The organism is Oribacterium asaccharolyticum ACB7, from assembly GCF_000238075.1.
GTDB lineage: Bacteria > Bacillota > Clostridia > Lachnospirales > Lachnospiraceae > Oribacterium > Oribacterium asaccharolyticum.
In genome coordinates this window covers 375,214-400,133 of the sequence record NZ_JH414504.1, presented here as the reverse complement: position 1 = coordinate 400,133, position 24,920 = coordinate 375,214, and the positions used below count along the sequence as shown (strand labels likewise).

18 protein-coding genes are annotated in these 24,920 nt (G+C 44.4%); 1 reads left to right on the top strand and 17 read right to left on the bottom strand.

Features of this window, described 5'->3' with window-relative positions; genetic code table 11:
• Positions 1–32: 32 nt before the first annotated feature.
• From mutL to HMPREF9624_RS01725, 11 genes are all read right to left on the bottom strand, one after another.
• Positions 33–2,093 (bottom strand): DNA mismatch repair endonuclease MutL, encoded by a 2,061-nt coding sequence (gene mutL / locus HMPREF9624_RS01775; protein WP_009536274.1) that lies wholly within the window; start codon positions 2,091–2,093, stop codon positions 33–35.
• Positions 2,090–4,798: a DNA mismatch repair protein MutS gene (mutS, locus tag HMPREF9624_RS01770; protein ID WP_009536273.1), complete on the bottom strand. Its 2,709-nt coding sequence runs from the start codon at positions 4,796–4,798 to the stop codon at positions 2,090–2,092. Before mutS ends, mutL begins: the two co-directional genes overlap by 4 nt.
• Positions 4,799–4,904: 106 nt before the next feature.
• The gene (gene miaB / locus HMPREF9624_RS01765) at positions 4,905–6,335 is read right to left on the bottom strand and encodes a tRNA (N6-isopentenyl adenosine(37)-C2)-methylthiotransferase MiaB (protein WP_009536272.1); all 1,431 of its coding nucleotides are present in this window, start codon (positions 6,333–6,335) and stop codon (positions 4,905–4,907) included.
• Between the two features lie 341 nt (positions 6,336–6,676).
• Entirely contained in the window at positions 6,677–8,287 is a 1,611-nt protein-coding gene (locus HMPREF9624_RS01760; protein ID WP_009536271.1) for an NAD(P)/FAD-dependent oxidoreductase, read from the bottom strand.
• Complete coding sequence (locus HMPREF9624_RS01755; protein ID WP_242822603.1) at positions 8,280–9,617, bottom strand: BaiN/RdsA family NAD(P)/FAD-dependent oxidoreductase; 1,338 nt, start codon at positions 9,615–9,617, stop codon at positions 8,280–8,282. Before HMPREF9624_RS01755 ends, HMPREF9624_RS01760 begins: the two co-directional genes overlap by 8 nt.
• Before the next feature lie 159 nt (positions 9,618–9,776).
• Positions 9,777–11,462: a putative polysaccharide biosynthesis protein gene (locus HMPREF9624_RS01750; RefSeq protein ID WP_009536269.1), complete on the bottom strand. Its 1,686-nt coding sequence runs from the start codon at positions 11,460–11,462 to the stop codon at positions 9,777–9,779.
• On the bottom strand, positions 11,459–11,956 hold the full coding sequence (gene ybeY, locus HMPREF9624_RS01745; protein WP_009536268.1) for an rRNA maturation RNase YbeY: 498 nt from the start codon (positions 11,954–11,956) through the stop codon (positions 11,459–11,461). Before ybeY ends, HMPREF9624_RS01750 begins: the two co-directional genes overlap by 4 nt.
• Positions 11,904–12,929 carry a PhoH family protein gene (locus HMPREF9624_RS01740; protein ID WP_009536267.1) on the bottom strand — a complete coding sequence of 342 codons (1,026 nt, stop codon included), beginning with the start codon at positions 12,927–12,929 and terminating at the stop codon, positions 11,904–11,906. The genes ybeY and HMPREF9624_RS01740 overlap by 53 nt, the downstream gene beginning before the upstream one ends.
• Positions 12,930–13,018: 89 nt before the next feature.
• Complete coding sequence (rpsU, locus tag HMPREF9624_RS01735) at positions 13,019–13,195, bottom strand: 30S ribosomal protein S21 (RefSeq protein ID WP_009429204.1); 177 nt, start codon at positions 13,193–13,195, stop codon at positions 13,019–13,021.
• A 176-nt stretch (positions 13,196–13,371) separates the two neighbouring features.
• Positions 13,372–14,622: a hypothetical protein gene (locus HMPREF9624_RS01730; RefSeq protein WP_036594526.1), complete on the bottom strand. Its 1,251-nt coding sequence runs from the start codon at positions 14,620–14,622 to the stop codon at positions 13,372–13,374.
• 21 nt (positions 14,623–14,643) lie between these two features.
• Complete coding sequence (locus HMPREF9624_RS01725) at positions 14,644–15,141, bottom strand: methyltransferase family protein (RefSeq protein ID WP_009536265.1); 498 nt, start codon at positions 15,139–15,141, stop codon at positions 14,644–14,646.
• 251 nt (positions 15,142–15,392) lie between these two features.
• Here HMPREF9624_RS01725 and HMPREF9624_RS01720 point away from each other — a divergent pair, with 251 nt between their 5' ends.
• Positions 15,393–17,867 (top strand): Cna B-type domain-containing protein, encoded by a 2,475-nt coding sequence (locus HMPREF9624_RS01720; protein WP_009536264.1) that lies wholly within the window; start codon positions 15,393–15,395, stop codon positions 17,865–17,867.
• Between the two features lie 123 nt (positions 17,868–17,990).
• Here the strand turns inward: HMPREF9624_RS01720 and HMPREF9624_RS01715 are convergent, their stop codons facing one another.
• The 6 genes from HMPREF9624_RS01715 to HMPREF9624_RS01690 form a co-directional block, all read right to left on the bottom strand.
• Positions 17,991–18,908 (bottom strand): acyltransferase domain-containing protein, encoded by a 918-nt coding sequence (locus HMPREF9624_RS01715; protein ID WP_009536263.1) that lies wholly within the window; start codon positions 18,906–18,908, stop codon positions 17,991–17,993.
• Between the two features lie 6 nt (positions 18,909–18,914).
• The gene (alaS, locus tag HMPREF9624_RS01710) at positions 18,915–21,563 is read right to left on the bottom strand and encodes an alanine--tRNA ligase (RefSeq protein WP_009536262.1); all 2,649 of its coding nucleotides are present in this window, start codon (positions 21,561–21,563) and stop codon (positions 18,915–18,917) included.
• Positions 21,564–21,834: 271 nt separating this feature from the next.
• Positions 21,835–22,389: a hypothetical protein gene (locus HMPREF9624_RS01705; protein ID WP_009536261.1), complete on the bottom strand. Its 555-nt coding sequence runs from the start codon at positions 22,387–22,389 to the stop codon at positions 21,835–21,837.
• A gap of 2 nt (positions 22,390–22,391) precedes the next feature.
• Positions 22,392–23,105 carry an ABC transporter ATP-binding protein gene (locus tag HMPREF9624_RS01700; protein ID WP_009428203.1) on the bottom strand — a complete coding sequence of 238 codons (714 nt, stop codon included), beginning with the start codon at positions 23,103–23,105 and terminating at the stop codon, positions 22,392–22,394.
• 1 nt (position 23,106) lies between these two features.
• On the bottom strand, positions 23,107–23,865 hold the full coding sequence (locus tag HMPREF9624_RS01695; protein WP_009427748.1) for an ABC transporter ATP-binding protein: 759 nt from the start codon (positions 23,863–23,865) through the stop codon (positions 23,107–23,109).
• A complete protein-coding gene (locus tag HMPREF9624_RS01690) occupies positions 23,862–24,920 on the bottom strand; it encodes a branched-chain amino acid ABC transporter permease (protein ID WP_009536260.1) in 1,059 nt (352 codons plus the stop codon). Before HMPREF9624_RS01690 ends, HMPREF9624_RS01695 begins: the two co-directional genes overlap by 4 nt.

The following is a 24,920-nucleotide window of genomic DNA, read 5'->3' as shown; positions in this document are numbered from 1 at the left end:
TAAACATCATTACACAATTCTCTTGAACATCATTACACAATTCTCTTAAACATCTTTTCCAAATCCTGCTTCTTAAAAGCAACAATGGTGGGTCTTCCATGCGGGCAGGCAAAGGGATTCTCCAGCTGTAAAAGTTCTTGCAAAATGGTATCACATTCCGCTACGGAGATTTTTTGATTTCCCTTTACAGCCGCCTTACAGGACATGGAGGCAATCTTATTGTATATGCTCTCTCCTTCTAAGATAGCGGAATCCTCCATTAAGCCGTCTAAAATCTCGAGAAGGACTTCCTCCTGCCTCACGGTCGGAAAATCGACAGGAATCGCCGTAAGCGAAATCCCGTTTGGCTCTTCCTCCCAAAGGTAGCCCATCTCCAGAAATTCTTTCTTATATTCCTCTAAAACCTCTCTTTCTCCGGTAGAAAGATGAATCGAGAGCGGAATAATATTTTGACTGAAAACGTCCTTTTCTTTCTTCCGTCTCATCATACGCTCAAAATTGATTTTCTCGTGTGCAGCATGCTGATCCATGATGTAGAGGCTGTTTCCATACTCAATTAACCAATAAGTCTGAAAAACTTCCCCGATAATTCTATGAGAAAGTCTGGCTTCTTCCGAAAGGAAGGGGGCGGTAAACAGGCTTTCCTGCCCTTCCTTCGTTTCTTTGGCTTCGTTACGTAAGTGTTCCCTCTCAGGACTCGGTGTATTATCTTTTTTCTTTTCCTGAAAAGCTGTATCGAAGACTTTGTCTACTCCAAACGATTGCGAAGAAACGACATCTTCTTTCAGAGTAAAAGTTTTCTCTGATGCAAAACTGTTCTTTTCTTGAGAATAGCTTCCCTCCTGAATGGAATTTAGCCCTTTTGTAAGATCGAATTCTTCATAACGTACGGGCTGTACCGGCTTCTCTGTGCCTTCGTTCTCCTGTTTACGCTCAGTATCCTTTGGTACTTCCGACGCCCTATCCTTCGTCAGTCCCTGCGCCCTCTCCTCCGACTCCTTCCGAAGTAGAAGCTCCGACTGAAATTCCACCTTCTTTTTCTCTTCTTTCAAGAAGACGGAGAGCGGATTCTCATCGATGAGATTTGCTTCGGAAAGCGTCTTATTCACCGAATTAAAAACAGCCTGATAGATGCTGTCACGATTTTGAAAGCGTACCTCAAGTTTCTGCGGATGAACATTTACATCCACTAAATTCGGAGTTAAATCCAGAAAAAGAATGGCAAAGGGAAACTTGTGTTGCATTAAAAAAGGTTTATAGGCGTCTTCCAGGGCACGGCTTAATAGACCGTCATGCACAAAACGCCCATTGACAAAAAAGAGTTCATACTGCCGATTTGCCCTCGTAATACTCGGTCTTCCAAGAATCCCCCGAATATGTACGGTCGGCATACCGGTGATTTTGGAGGGATAATACGCCCCTTCTAAAGGAAGACTTTCCTTGCTCTGTTCTTTCCCGTAAATGCTGTAAACCACATCCTCGATACGAGGGGAACCGATGGACTGAAAGCGGGTCTTTCCGTCTCGTATAAAGTGAAAGGAAACACGGTGATTCGCTAATGCAAGCTTCTCCACCATTTCCTCCACTCGATTACTCTCTGTACTCTCACTATATAAAAATTTCTTTCTTGCCGGCACATTAAAGAAGAGGTTTCGAATAATAAAGCTGGAGCCGTCCACTCCCGCAACTTCCTCGACCTCTCCCCTTTCTCCGCCGTGAATCTGTATTCTATGGGCAAAGAAATCTTCTTTCGTCTTCGTAATCAGCTCCACATCGGAAACGGCGGCAATCGAAGACAGCGCCTCTCCACGGAAGCCGAAGCTTAAGATACTGTTGAGATCGGAAATCCCCCGAATCTTACTTGTCGCATGGGGAAGAAAAGCATTTACAATATCGTCCTCCCCGATTCCGTCTCCGTTATCGCTGACACGAAGATATTCTATTCCGCCTCCTCTTATTTCTACGGTAATCTGCGTAGCATGGGCATCGACAGCATTTTCCACAAGCTCTTTCACCATACTGCTCGGGCGCTCAATCACTTCTCCCGCCGCTATTTGATTTACGGTATCCGTTCCCAGTACATGAATTTTCACTGTAAAAGCTCCTTTAATTCAAACAAAAGACTGCAAGCCTCAAAGGGACTGATTTTCTCCGGAATGATACTCCGGAGCTTCCGAAGAACCTCCTCTTCTCCCTCGGTAAGAGCGGGTTTGTCCTCCAGTTTATTTAAGCTCTTAAGAAGCTTTGCCCCGGAGGCACCGTTCTTTGATTCGCCTTTCTCAAAGGCACCATTTTTTGTCTGCTTTTCTTGACTTTCCAAGTTATCGTCTGTTTCCAAACCGCCCTCTTTTGCAACGATATTTTTATTTTCCTGCATAAAATCATTGTCCGATAAAAAGGCGGAAATCTCTCTTGCGCGGCTTAAAACGCCCTCCGGCACACCTGCAAGCTTTGCTACATCAATACCGTAGCTTTCGTCTGCACCTCCGGGAATAATTTTCCGAAGAAAGCTGATTTCGCCGTCCTTTTTGGAGACGGCAATGCAGTAATTCTTCACATTGTTCAGCTTTCCTTCCAGCTCCGTAAGCTCATGGTAGTGTGTCGCAAAAAGCGTCTTCGCCTGAATATGTCTTGCAATATACTCCACAACCGCCCAGGCAATGGATAGTCCGTCGAAGGTCGAGGTTCCTCTTCCGATTTCGTCAAGAATAAGAAGGGACTGCTTTGTGGCATTTCGTAAAATGTTCGCGACCTCGCTCATTTCCACCATAAAGGTCGACTGCCCCTGCGCAAGGTCGTCCGATGCTCCAACACGGGTGAAAATTCTGTCGCAAATCGGAAGCTCCGCCTCTTTTGCCGGAACAAAGGAGCCGATTGCGGATAACAGCACGATTAGCGCAACCTGCCGCATATAGGTGGATTTTCCCGCCATATTAGGGCCGGTAATAATCGCAATCTCCTGATTTTCCTCCAAAGAGGTATCATTCGGAATAAAATGCTCTTCCTCTAAGAGCTTCTCCACTACAGGATGTCTTCCCTCTTTGATGAAGAGACTTCCTCCCTCGCTAAGACGGGGACGCACATAGTTTTCTTTTATGGCTAGCTTCGCCAAAGAAAGATAGGCGTCCAAATGAGCAAGCTCTCTTGCCGTTTTCTGTATTCTCGGAAGCTCCTCTGCAATTTCCTCTCTCAGGGTACAAAAAAGAGCATATTCCAGATCCTTTAACTTCTCTTCCGCACCGAGAATCCGATTTTGAAGTTCCTCGAGTTCCGTTGTGATATAGCGTTCTCCCTGTGCAAGAGTCTGTCTCCGGATAAAATAGTCCGGAATTTCCCCCTGATAGGCTTTGGAGACCTCAAAGCAATAGCCGAAGATACGATTGTACTTGATTTTTAAATTCTTAATACCGGTTTTATCTCTTTCCCTTGCTTCCAGCTCCTGCAGCCATTCCTTTCCATTCACTCCGGCATTTCGGTAGTCTTCCACATCCTTACTGAAGCTCGCCTTAATAAGGCCTCCCTCCTTAACGGATAGAGGCGGCTCCTCCACAATTTCTTCTTCAATTTTTCGGTATATATCCTCTAATGAGTCCATCTCCTCCCCCATTTTGGAAAGAAGCGAGGATTGGAATGGCGAAAGTGCCTTTTTTATGTCCGGTAAATATTGAAGAGAGAGCTTTAAAGCAAGAAGATCCCTTGCATTTGCCGTAGAAAGACTGATACGGGCAAGAAGCCTTTCTATATCGTAAATGCTGTCCAAATACTCCCGAAGCTCCTCCATATCGATATAATGCCCGGTGAATTCTTCCACGGCATCGAGTCTAGCTTCTATTTTCTTCTTATCCCGAAGCGGTCTTTCCAGGAAATGGCGAAGCATACGACTTCCCATAGCCGTTTTCGTATAATCCAGCACCCAAAGAAGGGTTCCCCTCTTCTTTTTCTCTCGAAGTGTCTCCCAAAGCTCCAAGTTTCTCTGACTGTAGCTGTCTACAATCATGTAATCCTTATTTTGAAAAAAATCTATCTTTCGAATATGCGAGAGCAGGTTCTTCTGCGTGTCATAAAGATAAGAAAGACAGCCTCCTAGAGCTCTTCTAAGATCCGCCTGGTCGGAAAGCCCGAGTCCCATGATGGAGGACTGAAAATGCGCCGTAATCAGCTTATCCGCTTCTGTTAAGGAGAAAAACCGTTCTTCCTTTTCGGTAAGGCTTATACTAAAACGACTGTTTATCTGAGAAAAGAGCTCTTCCTCCTCTTTTAAAGAAGGATTTATCAGGATTTCCTTCGGAGAAAAGCGGGAAATCTCGTCAAGACATTCTTTAGACGAATCCACCGCTGTCGCATAGCATTCTCCGGTAGTGATGTCCACCGTCACAATGCCTCTTTTTTTCTCCCCCAAATAAATAGACAACAGGAAATTGTTTTTTCCTTCTTCTAAAGCCGTTTCCTCCGTCTGCGTTCCCGGGGTAATCACCTTAATAATTTCCCGCTTTACCAGTCCCTTTGCTTTCTTCGGATCCTCTACCTGTTCCCCTATTGCGACCTTATAACCTTTAGAAACCAATTTGCTGACATAGGAGTCAGCCGCATGATAGGGCACACCGCACATGGGCGCTCTTTCCTCTAGGCCACAGTCCTTCCCGGTTAAAACCAGATCCAGTTCCCTCGATGCCGTTAGCGCATCGTCAAAGAACATCTCGTAGAAATCCCCGATTCTGTAAAAGAGCAGGGCATCGGGATATTCTTTTTTACTGTCTAAATACTGTCTCATCATTGGCGATAACTTACTCTCGTCCATTCCCCTAACTCCTTTACATCTTAATATTGATTCAAAATTCTATTCAAACAAAATTGACAAACAGCTCTACAAACGCTTGCAAGTTTATGCTAAACAATCAACTAACTTAGACTACGCTCCCGTAGTAGTAAAAGCCCATCGACTTTTCAAGCTTCACCGGAACAATCTCTCCAAGGAGTCGCTCTCCGCCTTCAAAATGCACTAAAATATTGTTTTCCAGGCGTCCTGTCAGCATATTGCTTTCCGGATTTCGCTCTTCCACAAGGACCTCCATGACCTTACTAAGATCCTTTCCTTCGCGCTCCTTGGAGGACTCACGGATAGTATCCAGTAATCTCTGAAAACGCTCCGCCACAATCTTTTCATCCACCGCTTCCCACTTCGCAGCGGGAGTTCCGGAACGCTTCGAATACTGGAAGGTAAAGGCAGAGTCAAACTGTGCCTCTCTAACCACGGAAAGGGTATCCTGAAAGTCTTCCTCCGTCTCTCCCGGAAAGCCCACAATAATATCCGTGGTAAGTCCAAGATCCGGAAGGCTTTCCTTAATTTTACGGAGTAAGGAGAGATAAGATTCCTTCGTATAATGCCGGTTCATTCTCTTTAAAATGTTTGTGGAGCCCGACTGTAAGGGGAGGTGAATATGATTACATATGTTCTCATTTTCCTTTATCACAGAAAGGAGTTCATCCGAAAAATCCTTCGGATTCGGAGTCATAAAGCGGATTCTCCTAAGCCCCGGAATCTTTGCAACCTCGCGAAGAAGCGCGGGAAAGGAAAGCTCCTCTTTTCGATCTAAGCCGTAGGAGTTCACATTTTGCCCAAGCAGCATAATTTCCTTCACGCCATCCCGAACTAAAGCCTCGCACTCCTTCACGATTTCTCTCGAATCTCTGGACTTCTCCCGTCCGCGCACATAAGGGACGATGCAGTAGGTACAGAAATTATTACAGCCGAAGCTGATATTAACGGATGCTCGGAAGGGATATTTCCGCTTGGAGGGGAGATTTTCCACGATAAGACCGGTATCCTCCCAAGTTTCCACCTTTCGCTCCTTGGAAATCAAAGCCTCCAAAAGAAGCTCGGCAAGCTTATAGATATTGTGCGTACCGAAAATAAGATGCACATACGGATACTTCTTTTGAATGGTTTCCACCTCGTCCTTTTCCTGCATCATACACCCGGTAATCCCGATTACCATGTCTTTATTATTTTTATATAAATGCTTTAACTGCCCGATTCTGCCATATAGTTTCTGGTTGGCATTTTCCCGGACGGTGCAGGTCGTAAAGAGAATCACATCCGCTTCCTCTTCCGACTCCGTGCTCTGATAACCGGCCCCTTCTAAGATACCTTGCAGCTTCTCTCCGTCCTTTGCAGACATCTGGCATCCTATCACCGAGACCATGGCTTTCGCCTCGTACCCTTCACCCTTCTTCATCTCCACAAAAGAACGAAGAGCCTCTATAAAATAAAGCTGCCGAGCCGGCTCCTCCTTCGGCGCATTTCTCTCTATCTCTTCAAACACTAAATCCTTCACTACAAATTTCCTCTCTATACTCTTACGGGCTTATAAAAATTGGATGTAAACAATAGAACTGAATTCTTTTCTTTGTTTGTGGATATGGGAACAAGGGGTAATCTGAGCCCGCCGGTACTTGCGGAAAACAAAGGTACTGCAGTTTTTCGCTTAGTACTGCTACAAGGACAAACTTTTCATCAGAAAAGTTGTACTGTACAAGACCAACTTCCGAAGGAAGTTGCTTTGCGTAGCAAAGTGAGCAATGGGCTACCGTGCCCATGCTCAGTCAGGCGAGGTTAGCGAGAGCGTGCTCCAATTCTCATACTTTCTAAAACAAAGCAATAACAATGAAATGAATTTTACCCCTGCTTATCATAAGACAAAATCAAACTTTCCGCTACCTTTAAGCCGTCCATTGCGGCACTCATGATTCCTCCGGCATATCCCGCACCTTCTCCTGCAGGATAAATCCGCCTTCCCATAGTGCTGTAGTCCTCTCCCCTAAGAATACGAAGCGGAGAAGAAGTACGACTTTCTACACCGTAAACCAAGGTATTTCCCTTGGAAAAGCCTTTGATTTTCTTTTCGAAGGCTTCCATGGATTCCACGAAATCCTCCTCCAAATGACTTAATTTCGGGTAGTTTTCCAACCGGAAAAGGGACGAAATATCACATTCCTCTCCCTCACCTTTCAGCATAAGCTCTTGCGCTTTCTCCTCGCTTGCGACATTTTTAATTCTGTCGTACCTACTGTAAGGAACTTTTCCTCCTGCTAAGCTAAAAGCCTTCTTTTCAAAATCCCTTTGCAGAGCAATTCCGGCTAAAGGATCCTCTTCTCCCCCGTATTCTTCCTTAGAAACGGAAAAAATAATGGCCGAGTTGGCCTTTCCGCTATCTCTACCGCTATAGCTCATCCCGTTCACGCAAAGCCCGCCTTCCTCCGAAGAGGAATTTACGACATAGCCCCCCGGGCACATACAGAAGCTGTAAAAAGCTCGATTATGCTTTGTGTGATGACTGATTTTATAGCTTGCTGCGCCAAGCAGTGCTCTCGTCTTTTCGTCTATTTCTCCGTAAAGCGCAAGGTCTATATCCTTTTGCTCATGCTGCACACGAAATCCCATCGCAAAGTCCTTCGCAGTCATAGGATACCCCAGCGTATGAAGCTCCCGGAAGCTATCTCTTGCACTATGCCCTATGGCAATAATGAGCGGTTTTTTTTCATGCTTTTCAAAATGGTATTGGCTCTCAAAACGAACTTCTCCACCCAAGCTCTCTATTTCCTTTCGAAGAGAGGCAACAATAGAAATCAGGGCATCCGTTCCGACATGAGGCTTTGCATCGTATAAAATCTCTTCCTTTGCACCGTAATGAACAAAAGTTTCCAAAACAAAACGAGAGCGGCCGCAGCTGTCCTTTACCAAGGTGTTCAGTTTTCCGTCCGAAAAGGTACCGGCTCCTCCCTCGCCAAACTGCGGATTGGAGTTTGGATCAAGCTTTCCTTCCGTCCAAAGTCTTGTGACCGCTTCCTGTCGTTTTTCTACAGCCTGTCCTCTCTCATAAATGATGGGACGAAGCCCTGCTCTTGCAAGGAGAAGTCCGGAAAACATACCGGCAGGTCCGAAGCCGACAATCACAGGCCTGTTTTCTTCTTTTTGAAAATACTCTTCCTGCGGTATTCCTTCTATTTCCAAGGGAAGCTCCGGAGCTTTATATCGCACCGGTGCTGTGAGAACGATATCCTTCGAGCGAAGCTTTTTCACAAGCTTCTCTTCATTTACCCCTTTTAAACTGAGATAAACCGAATACACAAAGTAAAGCTTCGGCTTTTTTCTGGCATCTATAGAGCGTCTTTCTATCAAAAAATCGGAAATTACGGAGCTGTCCAGATGTAATAGCTTGGCAGCCGCTTTCTTAATTTCCTCTTCTTTATGAAAAAGCTCCATTTTTATTTGCGAAATTCTAATCATTTCTTCTCCCCATCGCCCTTCCCGAAAGGATTCCCGAGCCAAAGGCAAAATGCAGGTTATATCCCCCGCAGAGTCCGTCTACATCCAGGATTTCTCCCGCAAAATAAAGCTTCGGGCAAAGCTTACTCTCCATGCTTTCGGGATACACTTCCAAAACGGAAATTCCTCCAGCAGTACACTGCGCCTTAGTGAAATCCGCTATTTTACTTGCTTTAAAAGGAAAATGAAAAAGCAGCCTGCAAAGCTCTCCGATTTTCTCTTTGGAAATCTCGGAAAGCGTTTTGTCTACGGGAAATTGTGCTTTTTGGAATAGAACGGACACAAGCTTATCCGGAAGGAGTGCAAGAAGAAAATCTCTTCCATATTGCGCACTTCTTTCTTCCTTTCTTTTCAGTAAAAAGTGAAGGAATTCCTCTTCTTTAAACTCCGGAAAAAAGGAAAGGGAAAGCATCGCCTTTCCGTTTTTTTCTAGTACGCTATGCACTAGACGACTGCACTGAAAAACCACAATGCCGGAAATTCCGTATTCCGTGCATTGTAATTCCCCTCTATCTCTAAAAAGAAGCTCCTCTCCCTCAAAAAGACTAAGCTCCGTATCCACTCGAACACCGGCCCAAGCTTTTACAAACTTCTCTTCCGTATAAATCGGGCAAAGAGACGGATAGGGGCTAAGTACAGTGTGTCCCAGTGCTTCCGCAAAACGATACCCCTCTCCGGTAGAACCCGAGCTTGGCATTGCAAGTCCTCCTGTACAGACTAAGAGCTTCTTCGCTTGCAGTTTAAAAGTTTTTTTCGGCTTTATATCTTTTTCCGCTTTGAAAGCCTTCTCTTTTTTTAGCTCTTCTTCTGTACAACAGTTGATTTCAAAAAGAGAATTCTCTTTCTTTCCACTATTCCGAATGGCCTTTACTTCCGTAGAGCACATCAGCTCTACACCTAATTCTCGCATTGTATTTTCCAAAGAAAATACCAAAGACTTCGCCTGGTCGGAATGCGGGTAGACATAGTCTCCCCGCAGCTTCTCCAAAACACCGATAGAGTGGAAAAAGCGGAGGCAGTCCTCATAGGAAAACTGTTTTAAAAAAGCCTCAATAAAAGTAGGAGATTCCGAACGAAAACAAGAGGCTTGCATATTCCGGTTCGTAAAATTACACCTGCCGTTTCCCGTCTGCTTAAGCTTCTTCCCTAAACTGTCATTTTTTTCTATAAGAAGAACCGACTGCGCGCCGGAACGCTTCGCCGCAATCGCTGCCGCCATTCCTGCCGCTCCTCCTCCGATTATCACACAGTCCTGCATCCCCACTCCACTCCATTCTATTCCATTCCTCATGCCTTAGTCTTTTTCATCTTTATGTAAGCTTAGATTAATACCATTTTTTAGAGAGCGTATTCTCATTCACTTTTTCGAGCTCGGCCCGTATCCATACGCCCAAATCTATAAATAAATCTATATCCTTCCATTTTACAGGAAGCGCTTGAGTCTTCCGCTTTACAGGAAGCGCTTCAGTCTTCCGCCCATCGGCATTTCATCCAAATCTTCCCTTGTCAAAGTATGGCTCTTTAAAAGAAGGAAGAAGTAAATCAAAATGGCGATAAAAACAGCAGGAAGAAGAGACAGCGCCGATCCAACTCTTCCCTTTCTCAAGCCTTCCGGAAGCACAATATGAATCACAAAGTAAATCACATAGGCTGCACCGCCCATAATCAGTCCCGAAAGCATCGGCATCACAAGACTTCGGAAGAGATCAATCCGAAAACGGGTATGCCGGAAAATAGCACGTTGATTTAAGAAACACATAATCAGCGCAAAAACAATATTCGATAAAACGACGCCATAGATTCCTAGACCCGCATAGAGGAAAAGCACCAGGGATAGAAGGTGTAAAACGAGGGCAACCATGGAGTGATAAAGAGGCAGATTCAAGTGCCCGAGTCCCTGTAAAATGGCATTCGTAATCGTAGAAAGCGAGTAAAGCAGTACGGCAAAGGAACCGACTCTTGTAAGTTGAATTAAAAGCTGTACATTTTTCCCGGGGAAAAGCATGCGGGAAAGCGGATCCGCAAGCACGGCCATACCGATGGAACAGGGAATGGCAATGAGGAGGGTAAAGCGAATACTCACCCGAATCTGAGTCAGCGTTTTCTTTCTGTCGTGAGATGCTACCGCCATGGTAAGAGCCGGTATCAAAGACGAAGAAAGCGCATTGGCCAAGGCAACCGGGATATTAAAGAGCACATGGTACTCTCCGAAAATTCCCCATTCCATGACAATCTGCTTCGTTTTTGAGCCGAGGCTTGTCATAATCGAGGAATAAAGAAAATCGTCCAAAACGGAAGAAATATTGTAAACCGTACTGGAAAAAAGAATCGGCAGCATGGTAAAGAGAAGGAGCATCGCTGAACGCTCATAACTCTCCGTAAGCCCCTCATCCCGCTTCGCCTTTCTTCTTAATGCAGGGCTCTGATAGCGGTATAAGAGGAACATAAAGAGTAGGGCCAATCCCGCACCCGCACCGGTTCCGATTGCTCCCCCCATTGCACCGTAGGCATAGGAAAACTCCGTATTTTTATAAAGCAAATCCGCCTGCTGTCCCTTGGCAAATAAAACATAGGCCATTAAAACGGATACGACGGCATTCGCAATCTGCTCCAAGATCTGTGAAATCGCAGTGGGAATCATATTTCCCATTCCCTGAAAATAACCGCGAAGAAGTCCCAAGTAGGCCATAATCCAAACGGTCGGGGCTAAAGCGCGAAGTGCAAAGGCCGCATAAGGCTTCTTTAAAAGCTCCGCAATCCCGTCCGCTCCGAAGAAAAGAACCGACGCCATAACCGCCCCCATTAAGGAGGAATACAGGAAAGAAACGCGAAGCACACGCTCCGTGTTTCTGTATTGCTTCTTGGCTAAATTTTGGGAAATCAGCTTGGAAATTGCCGTAGGCATAGAATAGCTGGAAAGAATGAGGAGCAGAGTATAGATGGAAAACGCGGAGGTATAATACCCGTTTCCCTCATCGGAAATAATCGCCGTCAAAGGAATACGGTAAACCATTCCGATGATGCGGACTAAAATCCCCGCTACGGCAAGAAGAGAGCCTTGCAGTACGAAATTATTCCTATGTCCTGTAGCCTTAGTAGAAACTGTCGCCTTAGAAGAACCTCTTCCCTTACTCATCTTAGATACCCTCTATTTTGTAAAATCGCTTCCTGCTTCTCTTCCATCACCTTTCGCTCCTCCTCTTCCATGTGATCAAAGGAAAAGAGGTGCAGCATGGAATGAGCAATCAAAAAGGCAAGTTCTCTCTCTACACTGTGTCCGTATTCTTCCGCCTGTGAAAGCACCCTGTCCCAGTTGAGAATAATGTCTCCAAGCAGAAGCTCACCACTGTCCGGATCAAAGTTACCGGGATCCTCTTCCAGTTCCTCCGTAAAAGCTCCGGGACTCTCCAGTTCGAACATCGGAAAAGAGAGGACATCGGTAGACTTATCGATTCCCCTATTCTCCAGGTTAATCCTGTGCATTTCCTCATCCTCTATAAAAAGAACGGAAATGGAAATATCATAGGGGCAGCCGACAAAGTCCACTGCCTCTTCCACAATTTCTCTCGCAATCTTCTCATACGGAACGCTTGTTTCTTTCCCTACTTCCCACTCTATGTCGATTTGCATGGTTTTCCCTCTTTTTTCTCTCCTCATCCTTCTCGTAGGCATTGACAATTCTCTGCACAAGAGGATGCCTTACCACGTCTTCGCTGGTCAGCTCCGAAAAGGCGATTCCTTCCACATTTTTTAAGATAAACATGGCATCTTCCAGACCGGAACGCTTTCCCTCTTCCAGATCCTTCTGCGTAAGGTCTCCTGTCACAATCACCTTCGAGCCGAAGCCGATTCTTGTCAGAAACATCTTCATCTGCGCAGGAGTGGTGTTCTGCGCCTCATCAAGGATAATATAGGCATTGTCCAGTGTTCTTCCTCTCATATACGCAAGAGGAGCCACTTCAATGAGTCCCTTCTCGGCATTCGCAAGGTACTGCTCCGGACCCATGATATTATAAAGGGCGTCATAAAGCGGGCGAAGATACGGGTCCACCTTCGACTGCAGGTCTCCCGGTAAGAAGCCGAGCTTCTCTCCCGCTTCAATAGCAGGTCTTGTCAGAATAATACGGGAAACCTCTTCCTCTCTAAAGGCGGTAATCGCCATAGCCATCGCAAGATAGGTCTTCCCAGTTCCGGCAGGACCTACACCGAAGGTAATCATATTTTTTCGAATCTTATCGACATAGGACTTCTGCCCCAAGGTCTTCGGCTTTACCGGCTTTCCAAGAGCGGTTCTTGCCACAAAATCCTCTTCCAGCTGTAAAAGCTGCTCCGCCTTTCCTTCCTTTATGGTAAGGGAAATGGCATAGTCCACATTTTGCTCGGAAATCCGATTGCCTTTTTGGGATAACTTTAAAAGGGAAAGAAGAACCTCTTTTGTCTTTTCCGCATTTTCTTCTTCCCCGATAATCTTTAATAAACCGTCCCGGTCAATGATGTTCACCGAAAACTGTCTCTGTAACTTTCGTAAATATTTGTCCATATCCCCCAGGATGTTCATTTCATGTTCTAAGGGGATGTCTAAAACCAGTTCTTTCTCCGCCATTATACTCCTTCATGGAAGGAAATAGCCCCAATTCAAAATGAATCGGGGCTATCTCTACGCTATAAACGAGACCAATAGCCTCGCATGAATTAATTGAACTTACGCTTTCTAGCCGCTTCAGACTTCTTCTTACGTCTAACGGATGGCTTCTCGTAATGCTCTCTCTTACGAATTTCTTGCTGGATTCCTGCCTTAGCACAGTTTCTCTTGAATCTGCGTAATGCACTGTCCAAAGACTCGTTCTCTTTTACGATAACACTTGACATGCGAACTCCCAAACCTCCCTTCGGGCACAAACTACGCTTTATTATAGCAAAATTTTCCTTTAAGTCAAATGATTTTTTAAGGCATGGAAAAAGTTTTAGCGTAAGTTTATATCATGATGAATCTCTGCTTTCCCATAATTGGGAAAGCTTTCTGTTTGGCTTGTCCGTACATCCCCTTACGGTCCTGTGAAGCAGATGCAATCCGAGTCCGGACTTCTTTCCATCAGCTTTCTGACTCTTTTTACAAAACGAGCATAGAAATCAAGTGCAATGCCAAGATTTTCCCGAATAATCTGTCTTCTCTTTTCCTCATTCCAATCCTCTTGATGCGGCAAATTCCATAATTCATCCGGAAGAAAATAAGATATGGAAAATTCATCTATCAGTTCGATAAGTTCCGGATTTTCAAAGTCCTCTTGTAAGAGTCTTGCCTTTTCTTCTATTTCCAGCAGCATTTCTTTCATGGCAGGGTAGCTGTAGAGATTCGGGTCTAAGTATGATTCAAATCTCACACTATCATAAGGATCTCTATCAGCATATTTTTTATTGTAGTCTTTGTCAAAATACTTATACAAGAAATAAAATAGGAAGGATTTCACATCATCTTCTTCTATCATTATTCCATTTTGATAATAATCTTTTGTTTCCCAAGAAAAACTAGAGTCTATTTCTTGCTCTTCTGCCATTGTGGGAACAATCATAAAATAACTGCTATAATCTGTTCCTTCCAAAATTGGAATTTGCTGAACATCCTTTAGAGCTTCGTTTATTCTTCCCAAAGAAATCTTATGGATGTTTTGCTCCCAATTAAACTGATATCGGAAGTTCAGACCGCAAGTATACGCGGAATCATGCCCGGCACGGATAAAAAAACGCAAATCGGAGTCTCCGGACAGTGTAAAAACAAAGGCATATTCCTCCCTTTGCACGCTTTCTCCTTCACCGGAGCCTTGATAGCTGATTCTATGATAGAATTCCGGTCTTCTGCACTTCCGGGATAGTATTTCAGAAAAGAGGATATTGGCATTGCAGTCCCCGTGATTCGTGCCTTCCGTCGTATCAGGATCAATCTGATTCACGGACACGCCGAGTACTCCATCAGGAAAAATCATAAGCTCAACCGTGGAACGATCCTCGAGTACAAAAACAATTGGCTCCCAAAGTTTCAACTCGGCGTTCAGTTGAATATTGTCATGCCAATCCCAGTCCATTTTCTGCATAAGCTCATCCGAAACGCCTGCGGAACTTAAAGTTTCCTGTATGCGTTCTCCTAAAGACCACCCATCCAGATTAAGCGCTATTCCAATGGCATTTATTTTCATGATTTTCTTTCTTGCAATCTGATGTTCTTCCCAAAAAGCCTTCAACTCTTCTTCCGTCTTACAAATTGTCGGTTTCCATTCCTGAATATCAAAGGGATTCATCATACGCTTTCTCCTTTAAAGAACTTATTTATGTTTACATGGTAGCAGTCTGTTCACCTTCTTGCAGTAATTCTCATATTCTTCCCCGAAGAGCTCCTTTAACCACTGCTCCTCCGTTCTCTTTAAAACTACCGTTAAAAGCACCCACTGCAAGGGTATCAGGGGAAGGGTCCAAAGGTTATGGAAAAGAAGCAGAATCCCGATTAAAACAAACCACCAGCCCGTATACATGGGGTTCCTTGTCCATGCGTAAATTCCGTCGGTTTTCAGTCTGTTTTCCTTAATATAAGTATCCACATCGGAATGCACCGCTCCGAAAAACCAAATCAATAATCCCGAGGAAATCAATAAAAAAGCGGCAAAATAAAACCATAGCTTTCTCGGTCCATTCACCGTTCCTCCCGATAAAACGGTAAGGGATAAGAGGATTCCCAGTAAAGAAAGAAGGGCAACGGCCAAAATCAGAAAAGGTCCTATGCCGTATAGAGGCATTTTCTGATGTTCATTACAATAATTTTTCATACGACGACTCTCCTATAAGGAGAGTTTACCTCGCCTAACTATAGAAAACAAGCAACAAAGTTCCTAAAATCGAGATATTTCATACTTAAAAGACGCACGACATCTTTCAAAAATAAATACAATTTCATTTCTAATTACATATGATTAAATGTTTTTATTTAGATATTATTATCATTGTATTATTTTAAGATTATGATATTATTAATTTATGAATTAACTATTAAATTCAAGAAAAATTAGGAGGTATTTACATGGTTACAGATTGTGCCCAATTCATTAAGAAGTGGGTTCGAGGAGAAGTACCGGCAATTTTGGTATTTTTTCTTGCATTCATCTTATCTGCATCCTTTCTTCCGTCCGATATGAAGTTTGCCTACGCTCGAGAAGCGGGCAGCATCTATCTCAACGGAGAAACGGGAAATGACGAAAATGACGGAATGTCGGAAGGAAATGCAGTAAAAACTTTTGAGAAAGCTAAGGAACTCGCAGGAGCGGATCTCGACATAGAAACGATTTATATTAACGGTACTGTAGATATCTCCGGTGAAATCAGTCTGGACGGAACAAATGCCGTTTTGATGCGTAACCCCGGTTTTCGTGACTACCTTTTACGGGTAAAGAAGGGTGAGACTGCAACACTGAAAGACATCACGGTCGATGGTGGCGGGTTGAACGACCGTCTTACTTTGAAATCTCTGCTTCTCGTAGACGGAGATTTGAATGTGACGGACGGAACGATTCTGGAGAACAACATCGTCCTCGATTTGGAAAACTGGCTTGCCTTTGGAGGAGCAATTTACACAGATCGTGATAAGGAATATAAACGAACCATCAATATGACGGGCGGCATTATCCGAAACAACAGCGCACACCAGGGAGGGGGAATCTATTTAGGACGGAATACCGTTCTGAACCTGTCCGGCGGTGCAATTGAAGACAACAAGGCTTATATGGATCGCAGTAAAAAATCCCTTACCAATGCTGAGGCCGGTGGCGGTATCTGCACCTATATGTCTTCTACAATTAACTTAAGCGGAGATGCCGTTATAAGCGGAAACAGTGCAACGGAATGCGGTGGAGGAATCTCTCTGGGTTCCTATGAGCCGTATGGCGGATTGAAATGCATCCTGAATATGACCGGCGGAGTTATTAAGGAAAATAAAGCCGGATCCGCCGGTGGAGGCATTTTCGTTCAAACCGATAACCAAAAACGGGATACAGACGGTTCCAATATTGCAAACATCAGTGCAGGAGAAATTCTGGACAATGAAATGACCGGATACGGTACCTCCGATAAGATGTTCGGCGGCGGCGGTATCTACGTCAACGGCTTAAGCCAGACTCTGCAGGGTGTCTTAAACCTGAAGAATGCCTTAATTACGGATAATGAAGCGCTCATTGCCGGTGGTGGTTATGCGTCCTGTCCGGTATCCACGACGAACATCTTTGAAAAAGACGGCCTTGCCATTTATGGAAACCGAGCAGCGGTAGGACAGGATATCGATATTGAATCGGGTATCTTCGGTTACGGGGCACACAACGGATTCCCGCCGTATACCATTTCTCCCGTAATGCTTGGAGGCACTCCGTATCGCTGGAAATATAACAACAACACCGAAGTTTCTCTGACAAGGTTGACCGGGGTTTTGGATGGTTCCAGATTCCAGACGATGCAATTGCACACCGATGTAACAGAGGACGCACAGGCAGAAAGTCTTGCCACGGTCATCATTAAAGGAAACAAATCTTCTACTCGCGGCGGCGGAATCGGTTCCAATGGCGGACTCGTTGCCGGAAAGAAGGAAATAACGAATATTAAGGTCACTAAGCTCTGGAAGTATGATGATGCGGCAAATCGTCCGAGAAGCATTACGGTTGAACTCTACCGAAAGGCGGAAGAAGATCCGGATAACCCCACTTTAATCGGTACAGGCATCATGTGGGAGAAGGATGGCGTTTGGGAACTGAACTTTGAGAATCTTCCCAAGAGGGATGAAAACGGAAAGCTTTACCGCTATACAATTAAAGAGCAAAGCATAGAAGGCTATGCTGTACTGCTTAGCGGAAATCAGAACAGCGGTTATACTCTGACGAATATTCCGGAGACAACGGTACAAGTAGAAAAGAAATGGAATGGAGAGAAAGCCAATCAAGTTGAAATCAAACTCCTTGCAGACGGCGCAGAAAAGGACAAAGCTATTCTTACCGAAGATGAGCAGTGGACTCATACCTTCTCGAACCTTCCGAGATTTGCAGAGAACGACGGACATGAAATTGTATATACGGTTGCCGAGGTCGCTTTAAGCGGTTACACCTCTTCTATCAGCGGAGATGCCGCAAGCGGATTCATTGTTACAAATACGAAGACAACCACACCGCCGGGGCCGAATCCTCCCGATCCGAATCCGTATACACCCCCCTCTCCTGTCACTCCCGGTAGACCGGTAAATCCTGTACCGTCTACTCCATCTACACCGACTTCACCGAATCCGAATACGCCGACTGTTGCCGGTGAATCCAGAGAGACTCCGAATCCGACTGAAGTCATAGAGAATGACAAGATTCCGACAGTTCTGGGAGAATCCAGAACGCCTGCCGAAGAGAATAAGAGAAATACTCCCACCGGAGACACTTCCCATCTTCTTCTCTGGGCAAGCTTACTGGGACTTTCCATCCTTGCATCCGTTTTTTACGGTGTAGCAAGAACACAGAAAAAGCGGAAATAAATAAAACGGGTTGACGCATGTTTTGCAATGGACACTTGTTAAAAACAGAAAAACCGTATCCTTGAGGATACGGTTTTTCTATTCTTCAAGTTATAGGACCCTATTCTTCTTAACAGGCATTGCTCACAGAGTGCACAGAGTTCCGTTCTTTCCCGGAAAAATAGGAGAACCCTGGACATCCGATTTCATCATGATGACGCCCATTGCATAGCCCAGCCTCTTTTTATTTTGCATAGCGAGTACTTGTAAACTCGTCCATTTTTCCTTCGGCAAACTTTTCGAGCCGTAGGAAAAGATTCTTTCCATTGCCTGCTTGCAATCGGGACAAGAGGCTATAATCGTAAAGCGCAAAGCAAACTGTCTGATTTTTGATTCTTCTCCTAAAAGTGACAGCATAGGCGGATACAACAGCCAGCTGCTACAAACAAAGGCCCTGAAGTTCGTATGAGGATAATGCTCTTTAAAAAAGTCTGCAGCTTTCCGGAACGAAGCTTCTACGGCAATGCTACTCAGTTCCACTCCATGCCGGATATGGCAGCTTAACACATCGCATCCTTCCAGTAAAAGCGCTTTCCCTTTCACTGAGACTTCCATATACGGTTCACCCTTCTCTTTACCGGGATACTGCAGCTTCGTGATTTCATATTGCAATACCCCGATTTTAAATATGGTAGTAGAGATAATATGATTGAACCAAAGAACTTCTTCCTTCGAGATTCCCATCTTTCCTGTAGCTTGATATGTCAAGTTACATCGAACGGAGACATCTTGGAACGTGTCCCAGATTATCTCCTTTGACGCGCCAAGCTTTTGATAATCAAAAAACTTAGTCTTAAGTAAATAACAAAGCACCAGAAGTCTTGTAAAAGGTCTTCTCTTCAACAAAGGAAAGGCAGAGTCTGTCCCGCTATACGCAGTTTCGGCTATCTCTTGAATCCACTTTTCTTTTCGGGAAAATGCCCTCAAAATTTCTTGTTCTATATAAGGTATAAAGTGCAGATTCCGTACAACTTCTTCAAAAGAGAGTGTAAGCTCCTCCATAATGCATCAGCCCTGTAATTGTGCCTGCATCAGTTCCTTTGCCTTCTCTAAGGCACGCGGTATAGCGGAAACATCCTTTCCACCCGCCTGTGCCATCTGGGGTTTTCCACCGCCACCGCCTCCAAGTACTGCAGCAACCTCTTTTATCAGATTTCCGGCATGAGCGCCTTTCTTTACAGCACCGTCACTGGCTGTCGCCATAAGGACAGGTTTTCCGTCCTCCACGGAAATGAGAAGTACAAAAGCGTTCTCATACTTATCCTTCAAACTGTCTCCCAAGGTTCTAAGACCGTTTCTGTCCACTCCCTGTAGTTCCTTAATGATGACAGAGCATCCGTTCACTGTTTCCGCACTCATCTCACCCATCTCCTCCTTCGCCATCTTAGCCTTAAGCTTATCAAGGTCGGACTTGCTGGATTTCAGTTCCTGTTCCAAGCTCTCTACTCTTTGCAGTAAATGCTCGGGGTCAGACTTTAACTTGGAACTCAGCTCTTTTAGCAACTCCTCTTCCTTTTGGAAATAGTCAAAAAGATTCTGAGAAGTCAGCGCTTCAATTCTTCTGATACCGGCTGCAATTCCCTGTTCGGAAATAATCTTAAAGCCCTGAATGCTGCCGGACTGAGAAACATGGGTTCCACCGCAAAGCTCTACAGAATAGTCGCCAACGGAAACAACTCGTACCTTGTCTCCGTACTTTTCTCCGAAAAGCGCAATTGCACCGGACTTCTTTGCGTCTTCCAGGCTCATTTCTTCCGTCTTTACCAAATCTCCCTTTGCAATTTCCTGATTGACCATCTCTTCGACTTTCTTCAGCTCCTCTTTTGTGAGCGCTGCAAAGTGGGTAAAGTCAAAACGAAGACGCTTATCGTCATAGTAAGCACCGGCCTGCTCCACATGCGGTCCTAAAATGGTTTTTAATGCCTTTTGTAAAAGGTGGGTAGCCGTATGATTTCTGGCTGTTAAATTTCTGGCCTCTTCATCAACGGAAAGATGAACCCTTTCCTTTACACTGATTTCTCCCTGCTCCATTACACCAAGGTGCGCAATCTTTCCTCCTTGTAAATGAATGGTTTCATCTACCACAAATAAAGAATTCTCTCCGGTGATTTCTCCCTGATCGCCCTGCTGTCCGCCCATAGTGGCATAAAATGGGGTTTTATCCGTAATAATCGCAGCCTTCTGTCCCTCTGTGATTTTTTCACAAATCTTGCCCTGTCCTTCTTCGTCGGATAAGAACACCAAAGCTTGTACCGTGGCATCCTCTTCCAGTCTGTCGTAGCCTGTGAACTCCGAACTGATACTCGGATCCAGATTCTGGTAAATATCATCACGGCCCATGTAGTTTGTTGTCTTTCTTGCGGCACGGGCAGTATCCTTTTGTACCTTCATAGCCTTGTGGAAGGCTTCTTCATCGAGATCCATTCCGGCATCTTCCAGGATTTCCTTTGTTAAATCCAAGGGGAATCCGTAGGTATCATAGAGGCGGAAGGCTTCCTCGCCGGAAAGCGTCTTCTCTTTCTTTTTCTGTAAATCCTGAATCAGGGACTGCAGAATCGCAAGACCGTTGTCAATAGTCTTATTAAATCTCTCTTCTTCCTCGGAAATCACACGAAGAATCATATCCTTCTTCTCTTCCAGTTCTGGGTATCCGTCCTTAGAAAGCGCAATGGCCTTCTCGGAAAGCCTGGCCAGAAAGGCACCTTCGATGCCTAAAATTCTTCCGTGCCTTGCCGCTCTTCTTAGCAATCTCCTGAAAACATAACCCCTTCCTTCATTGGAAGGCATAATCCCGTCCGACGCCATAAAGGTACAGCTCTTCACATGGTCGGCAATAATACGGAAAGAAACGTCATCCTCCTTATTTTCCAGATAATGCTTATGGGAAAGTTCCGCAATCTCTTCCATCATAGCCTTATTGGTATCCACATCAAAAAGGGAAGGAACATCCTGACAAACTACCGCAAGTCTCTCCAGTCCCATACCGGTATCAATATTTTTCTGAATCAGATCCGTATAATGCCCATGGCCATCGTTGTTAAACTGGGAGAACACAACATTCCATACCTCAATAAAGCGGTCCCCTTCTCCGCCCATAACATCTTCCGGACCCGTTCCGTATTTCTCTCCTCGGTCATAGTAAATCTCCGAACAAGGACCGCAAGGACCGGCACCGTGCTCCCAGAAATTGTCTTCCTTTCCAAAACGGTATACACGGTCTGCAGGAACACCGAGTTCCTCTGTCCACACACGGAAAGCCTCTTCATCATCCAGGTAAATACTTGGATAGAGACGGTCCTTCGGAATCCCAACCCGTTCCGTTAGGAACTGCCAAGCAAAATGCAGTGCTTCAGACTTAAAATAATCACCGAAAGAGAAGTTCCCGAGCATCTCAAAAAAAGTACCGTGACGCGCTGTTTTTCCGATATTTTCAATATCGCCGGTACGAATACACTTCTGGCAGGTAGAAACTCGTCTCTTGGGCGGAATCTCCTGTCCTGTAAAATAGGGCTTTAAGGGAGCCATACCCGAATTGATTAAAAGCAAGCTGTTATCATTGTGGGGAACCAATGAAAAGCTCTTCAAAATAAGATGATCCTGTTCCTTAAAATAGTCCAGAAACATCTTTCTTAATTCATTTACACCGTATTTTTCCATAAATTCTCCTCTAAAATGTATATTCAACAAGATATAGCAAAGCTATATCCGTTTACGAAATGGCGTGTAAGCCATCCCTTTCTTTCTCAATTCAAACTTCAAAATTATACCCTACTTAGAGGGCAAGTTCAAGCTTAGGCAATACGCAAAAACAGCAAGCCGATACGCAAAAACAGCGAGAAAAAGCTTTTTAATGCTTCTCTCGCAGACACTATGAAATCCTCAATTCTTTTGCCTAGTTTCATATAAAAATAGTTTCCAACACAAAACTTCAGTCGTCACTTTCGGCGGATATCTTCTCCAGTATGGTACTACAGCGCATTTTCGTTAAAGCAATATATTTTTTTAAGTAATCTATATTTTCCTCTACACCCGTCTTATCCTGACTCAGTTCTTTCTTACTTTCCCTGGATCTTTCCGCTAAAAAGATACTTTGCTCCGCAAAAAAATTATCTCTTTCTGTCCCTTTAATTTGCTTTCCGTAATAGGATACCAATCTTTGCAATTCTCCATCATACAGAGACGCTATTTTTTCATATCGTCTCCTTAAAGGCAAGTCTCTTTGCCAATTCTTATCTTTCTCCAGTTCCTCCAGCTTCGAAAACTCATTTTGAAAAAAAGAGCCGCTATCTTCTTCCGAAAGCTCTATATCCTCTTCCTCCACGGGAAGAATTTCCTGGGCTTCTACCTGTTGCGGGTTTCCCTTTGTTTCATACTGCATAAGCCTTCTCTTCCACTGTCTGTGAAGAAGAAGGCTTATACACAGTCCGAAAATGATGATCAGGACTACAAGGATTAAAAATTGCAATAGGCTCTTTTTACTCATTTTTACTCCGAAAGGTAGGCAGCCTTGACCTTTGGATCTTCTAAAAGTTGTTTTGCATCACCTTCCAAGGCAATGGAACCTGTTTCCAGTACATAGGCACGATCCGCAATCATGAGCGCCTTATTCGCATTTTGCTCTACTAAAAGCACCGTAACACCGCTATCGTGAATCATTTGAATGAGGGAAAAGATTTCATTAACATAAATGGGAGAAAGCCCCATAGAAGGTTCATCCAGAAGAATCATTTCCGGCTTTGACATAAGAGCTCTTCCCATCGCAAGCATCTGCTGTTCTCCTCCGGAAAGCGTTCCGGCTACCTGATTTCGTCTCTCTTTCAGCCTGGGAAAATGATGATAAATCATTTCCAGACTGTCTTCAATTTCTTTCTTATCTTTTCTGGTATAGGCTCCCAGCATGAGGTTCTGATAAACGGAAAGACTGGCAAAGACTCTTCTTCCCTCCGGAACATGGGCTAATCCCCGCTCTACAAGCTTATGTCCCGGAACCTTTTCAATATGTTTTTCATTATAGATAATTTCTCCGGAGGAAGACGGAATCAGCCCGGTAACCGTCTGTAAGGTACTGGTTTTTCCCGCGCCGTTTGCTCCAATCAAGGTGACAATCTCTCCCTTATTCACATGGAAGGAAATTCCCTTGATTGCATGAATCATGCCGTAATGCACATGTAAATTTTTAACTTCCAGTATCTTTCCCATACTACTCTCCTAAATAGGCTTTAATTACTTTTTCATCATGCAGAACTTCAGCAGTTTCTCCCTCTGCCAGTACTTGTCCGAAATTGAGTACCGTAAGTCTGTCGCAAATTCCCGAGACAAGCTTCATATCATGCTCAATGAGTAAAACGGTCATATCAAAGCGGTCTCGTACAAGACGAATCGTTTCCATGAGTTCTTCCGTCTCACTCGGATTCATTCCCGCAGCCGGCTCATCGAGAAGAAGGAGGCACGGATTTGTAGAAAGAGCTCTCGCAATCTCCAGCTTCCGCTGTTTTCCATAGGGAAGATTTCCTGCAGATTCCCCGGCCAGGTCTTCCAAGTGAAAAACGGAAAGTAAGTCCATAGCCAGATCATCCATGGTCTTTTCTTTCTTAAAATAATTGGGAAGACGGAATATTCCGTCTAAAAAACTGTACTTTTGAGATGCAAAATAGCCTGCTTTCACATTGTCCAAAACAGAGAGCTTGTTAAACAAACGAATATTCTGAAAGGTTCTTGCCACTCCCTGATGGTTAATCTTAATACAGCTCATTCCCACCAGATTTTTTCCATTCAAAAGGATTTCTCCCGCATTTGGCTTATATACCCCCGTAAGAAGGTTGAAAATCGTGGTTTTTCCGGCACCGTTCGGTCCGATTAAGCCGTAAAGTTCATTTTTCTTCACGGAAATATGAAAATTATCCACCGCCTTCAGGCCGCCAAAGGAAATCCCGAGGGCATTTACTTCTAATAAATTCATGCTGTAACCTCCTTTTTACGGAACTTCTGCAAAATGTTCTTCCGAAAGGCAATAAAGCTCGGAGCGGAGGTAAAGAGCATCATTAGAATTAAGACTACTGCATAAATCAGCATTCTATAGTCATTTAAAGAACGAAGCATCTCGGGAAGGAGGGTCAAAACTACGGCAGCAAGAATGGATCCGCGCATATTGCCGATTCCGCCCAATACCACGAAAACCAGAATCATAATGGACTGATTATAGCCGAAGTTTTTCGGAAGAGCCTGCAGAGAACTCAAATTATGGGCATAGAGCACACCTGCTATACCGGCAAAGGCTGCAGAAATAGAAAAGCAAAGTAACTTTAATTTGGTTACCGGAAGGCCGATACTCTCCGCCGCAATGCGGTTGTCACGAATCGCCATCACTGCACGTCCTGTTCTGGAGTGAATAAAATGCTGAATAAAAATCATGGAAAGAATAAGTAAAATCATTCCGATTGTAAAATTGCTGTATTTCGGTGTTCCGGTTATTCCCTGAGCACCCTTGATAATCCATGTGCCGCCTTCGCCCAAAGAAATCGCGTTACTGTCCTTTAAAGAAAAATGCCAGCCAGCCTTATCCACGCCAAAATAAAGCGCATTAATGAGGTTTTTGATAATCTCACCGAAGGCCAGGGTCACAATAGCCAGATAGTCCCCCTTCAAACGAAGTACGGGAATCCCGATTAAAATCCCAAGAACACCTGCGGAAAGTGCTCCGACAAAAAGAGCGATACAAAAAAGTAAAATAGGAGGAAGTCCGCTTCCCTTTAAAAGCATGGAACAGGTTGCGGAAGAAAAGGCTCCCACACACATAAAGCCGGCATGTCCAAGGGAAAGTTCCCCGGATATTCCGACAACCAGGTTTAAGCTGATTGCCAGGATAGAATAAATACAGAGAGGAACCAAAAGGCCCTTCATGAGAGAAGAAACGGATCCGGCCTGTAAAAAGAACTGTACCACAAGATAAACGAGAATCAGTATCCCGTAGTTTAGAAAAATCTCTTTCGATTGCTTTAGTCTTGTTTTATTCAT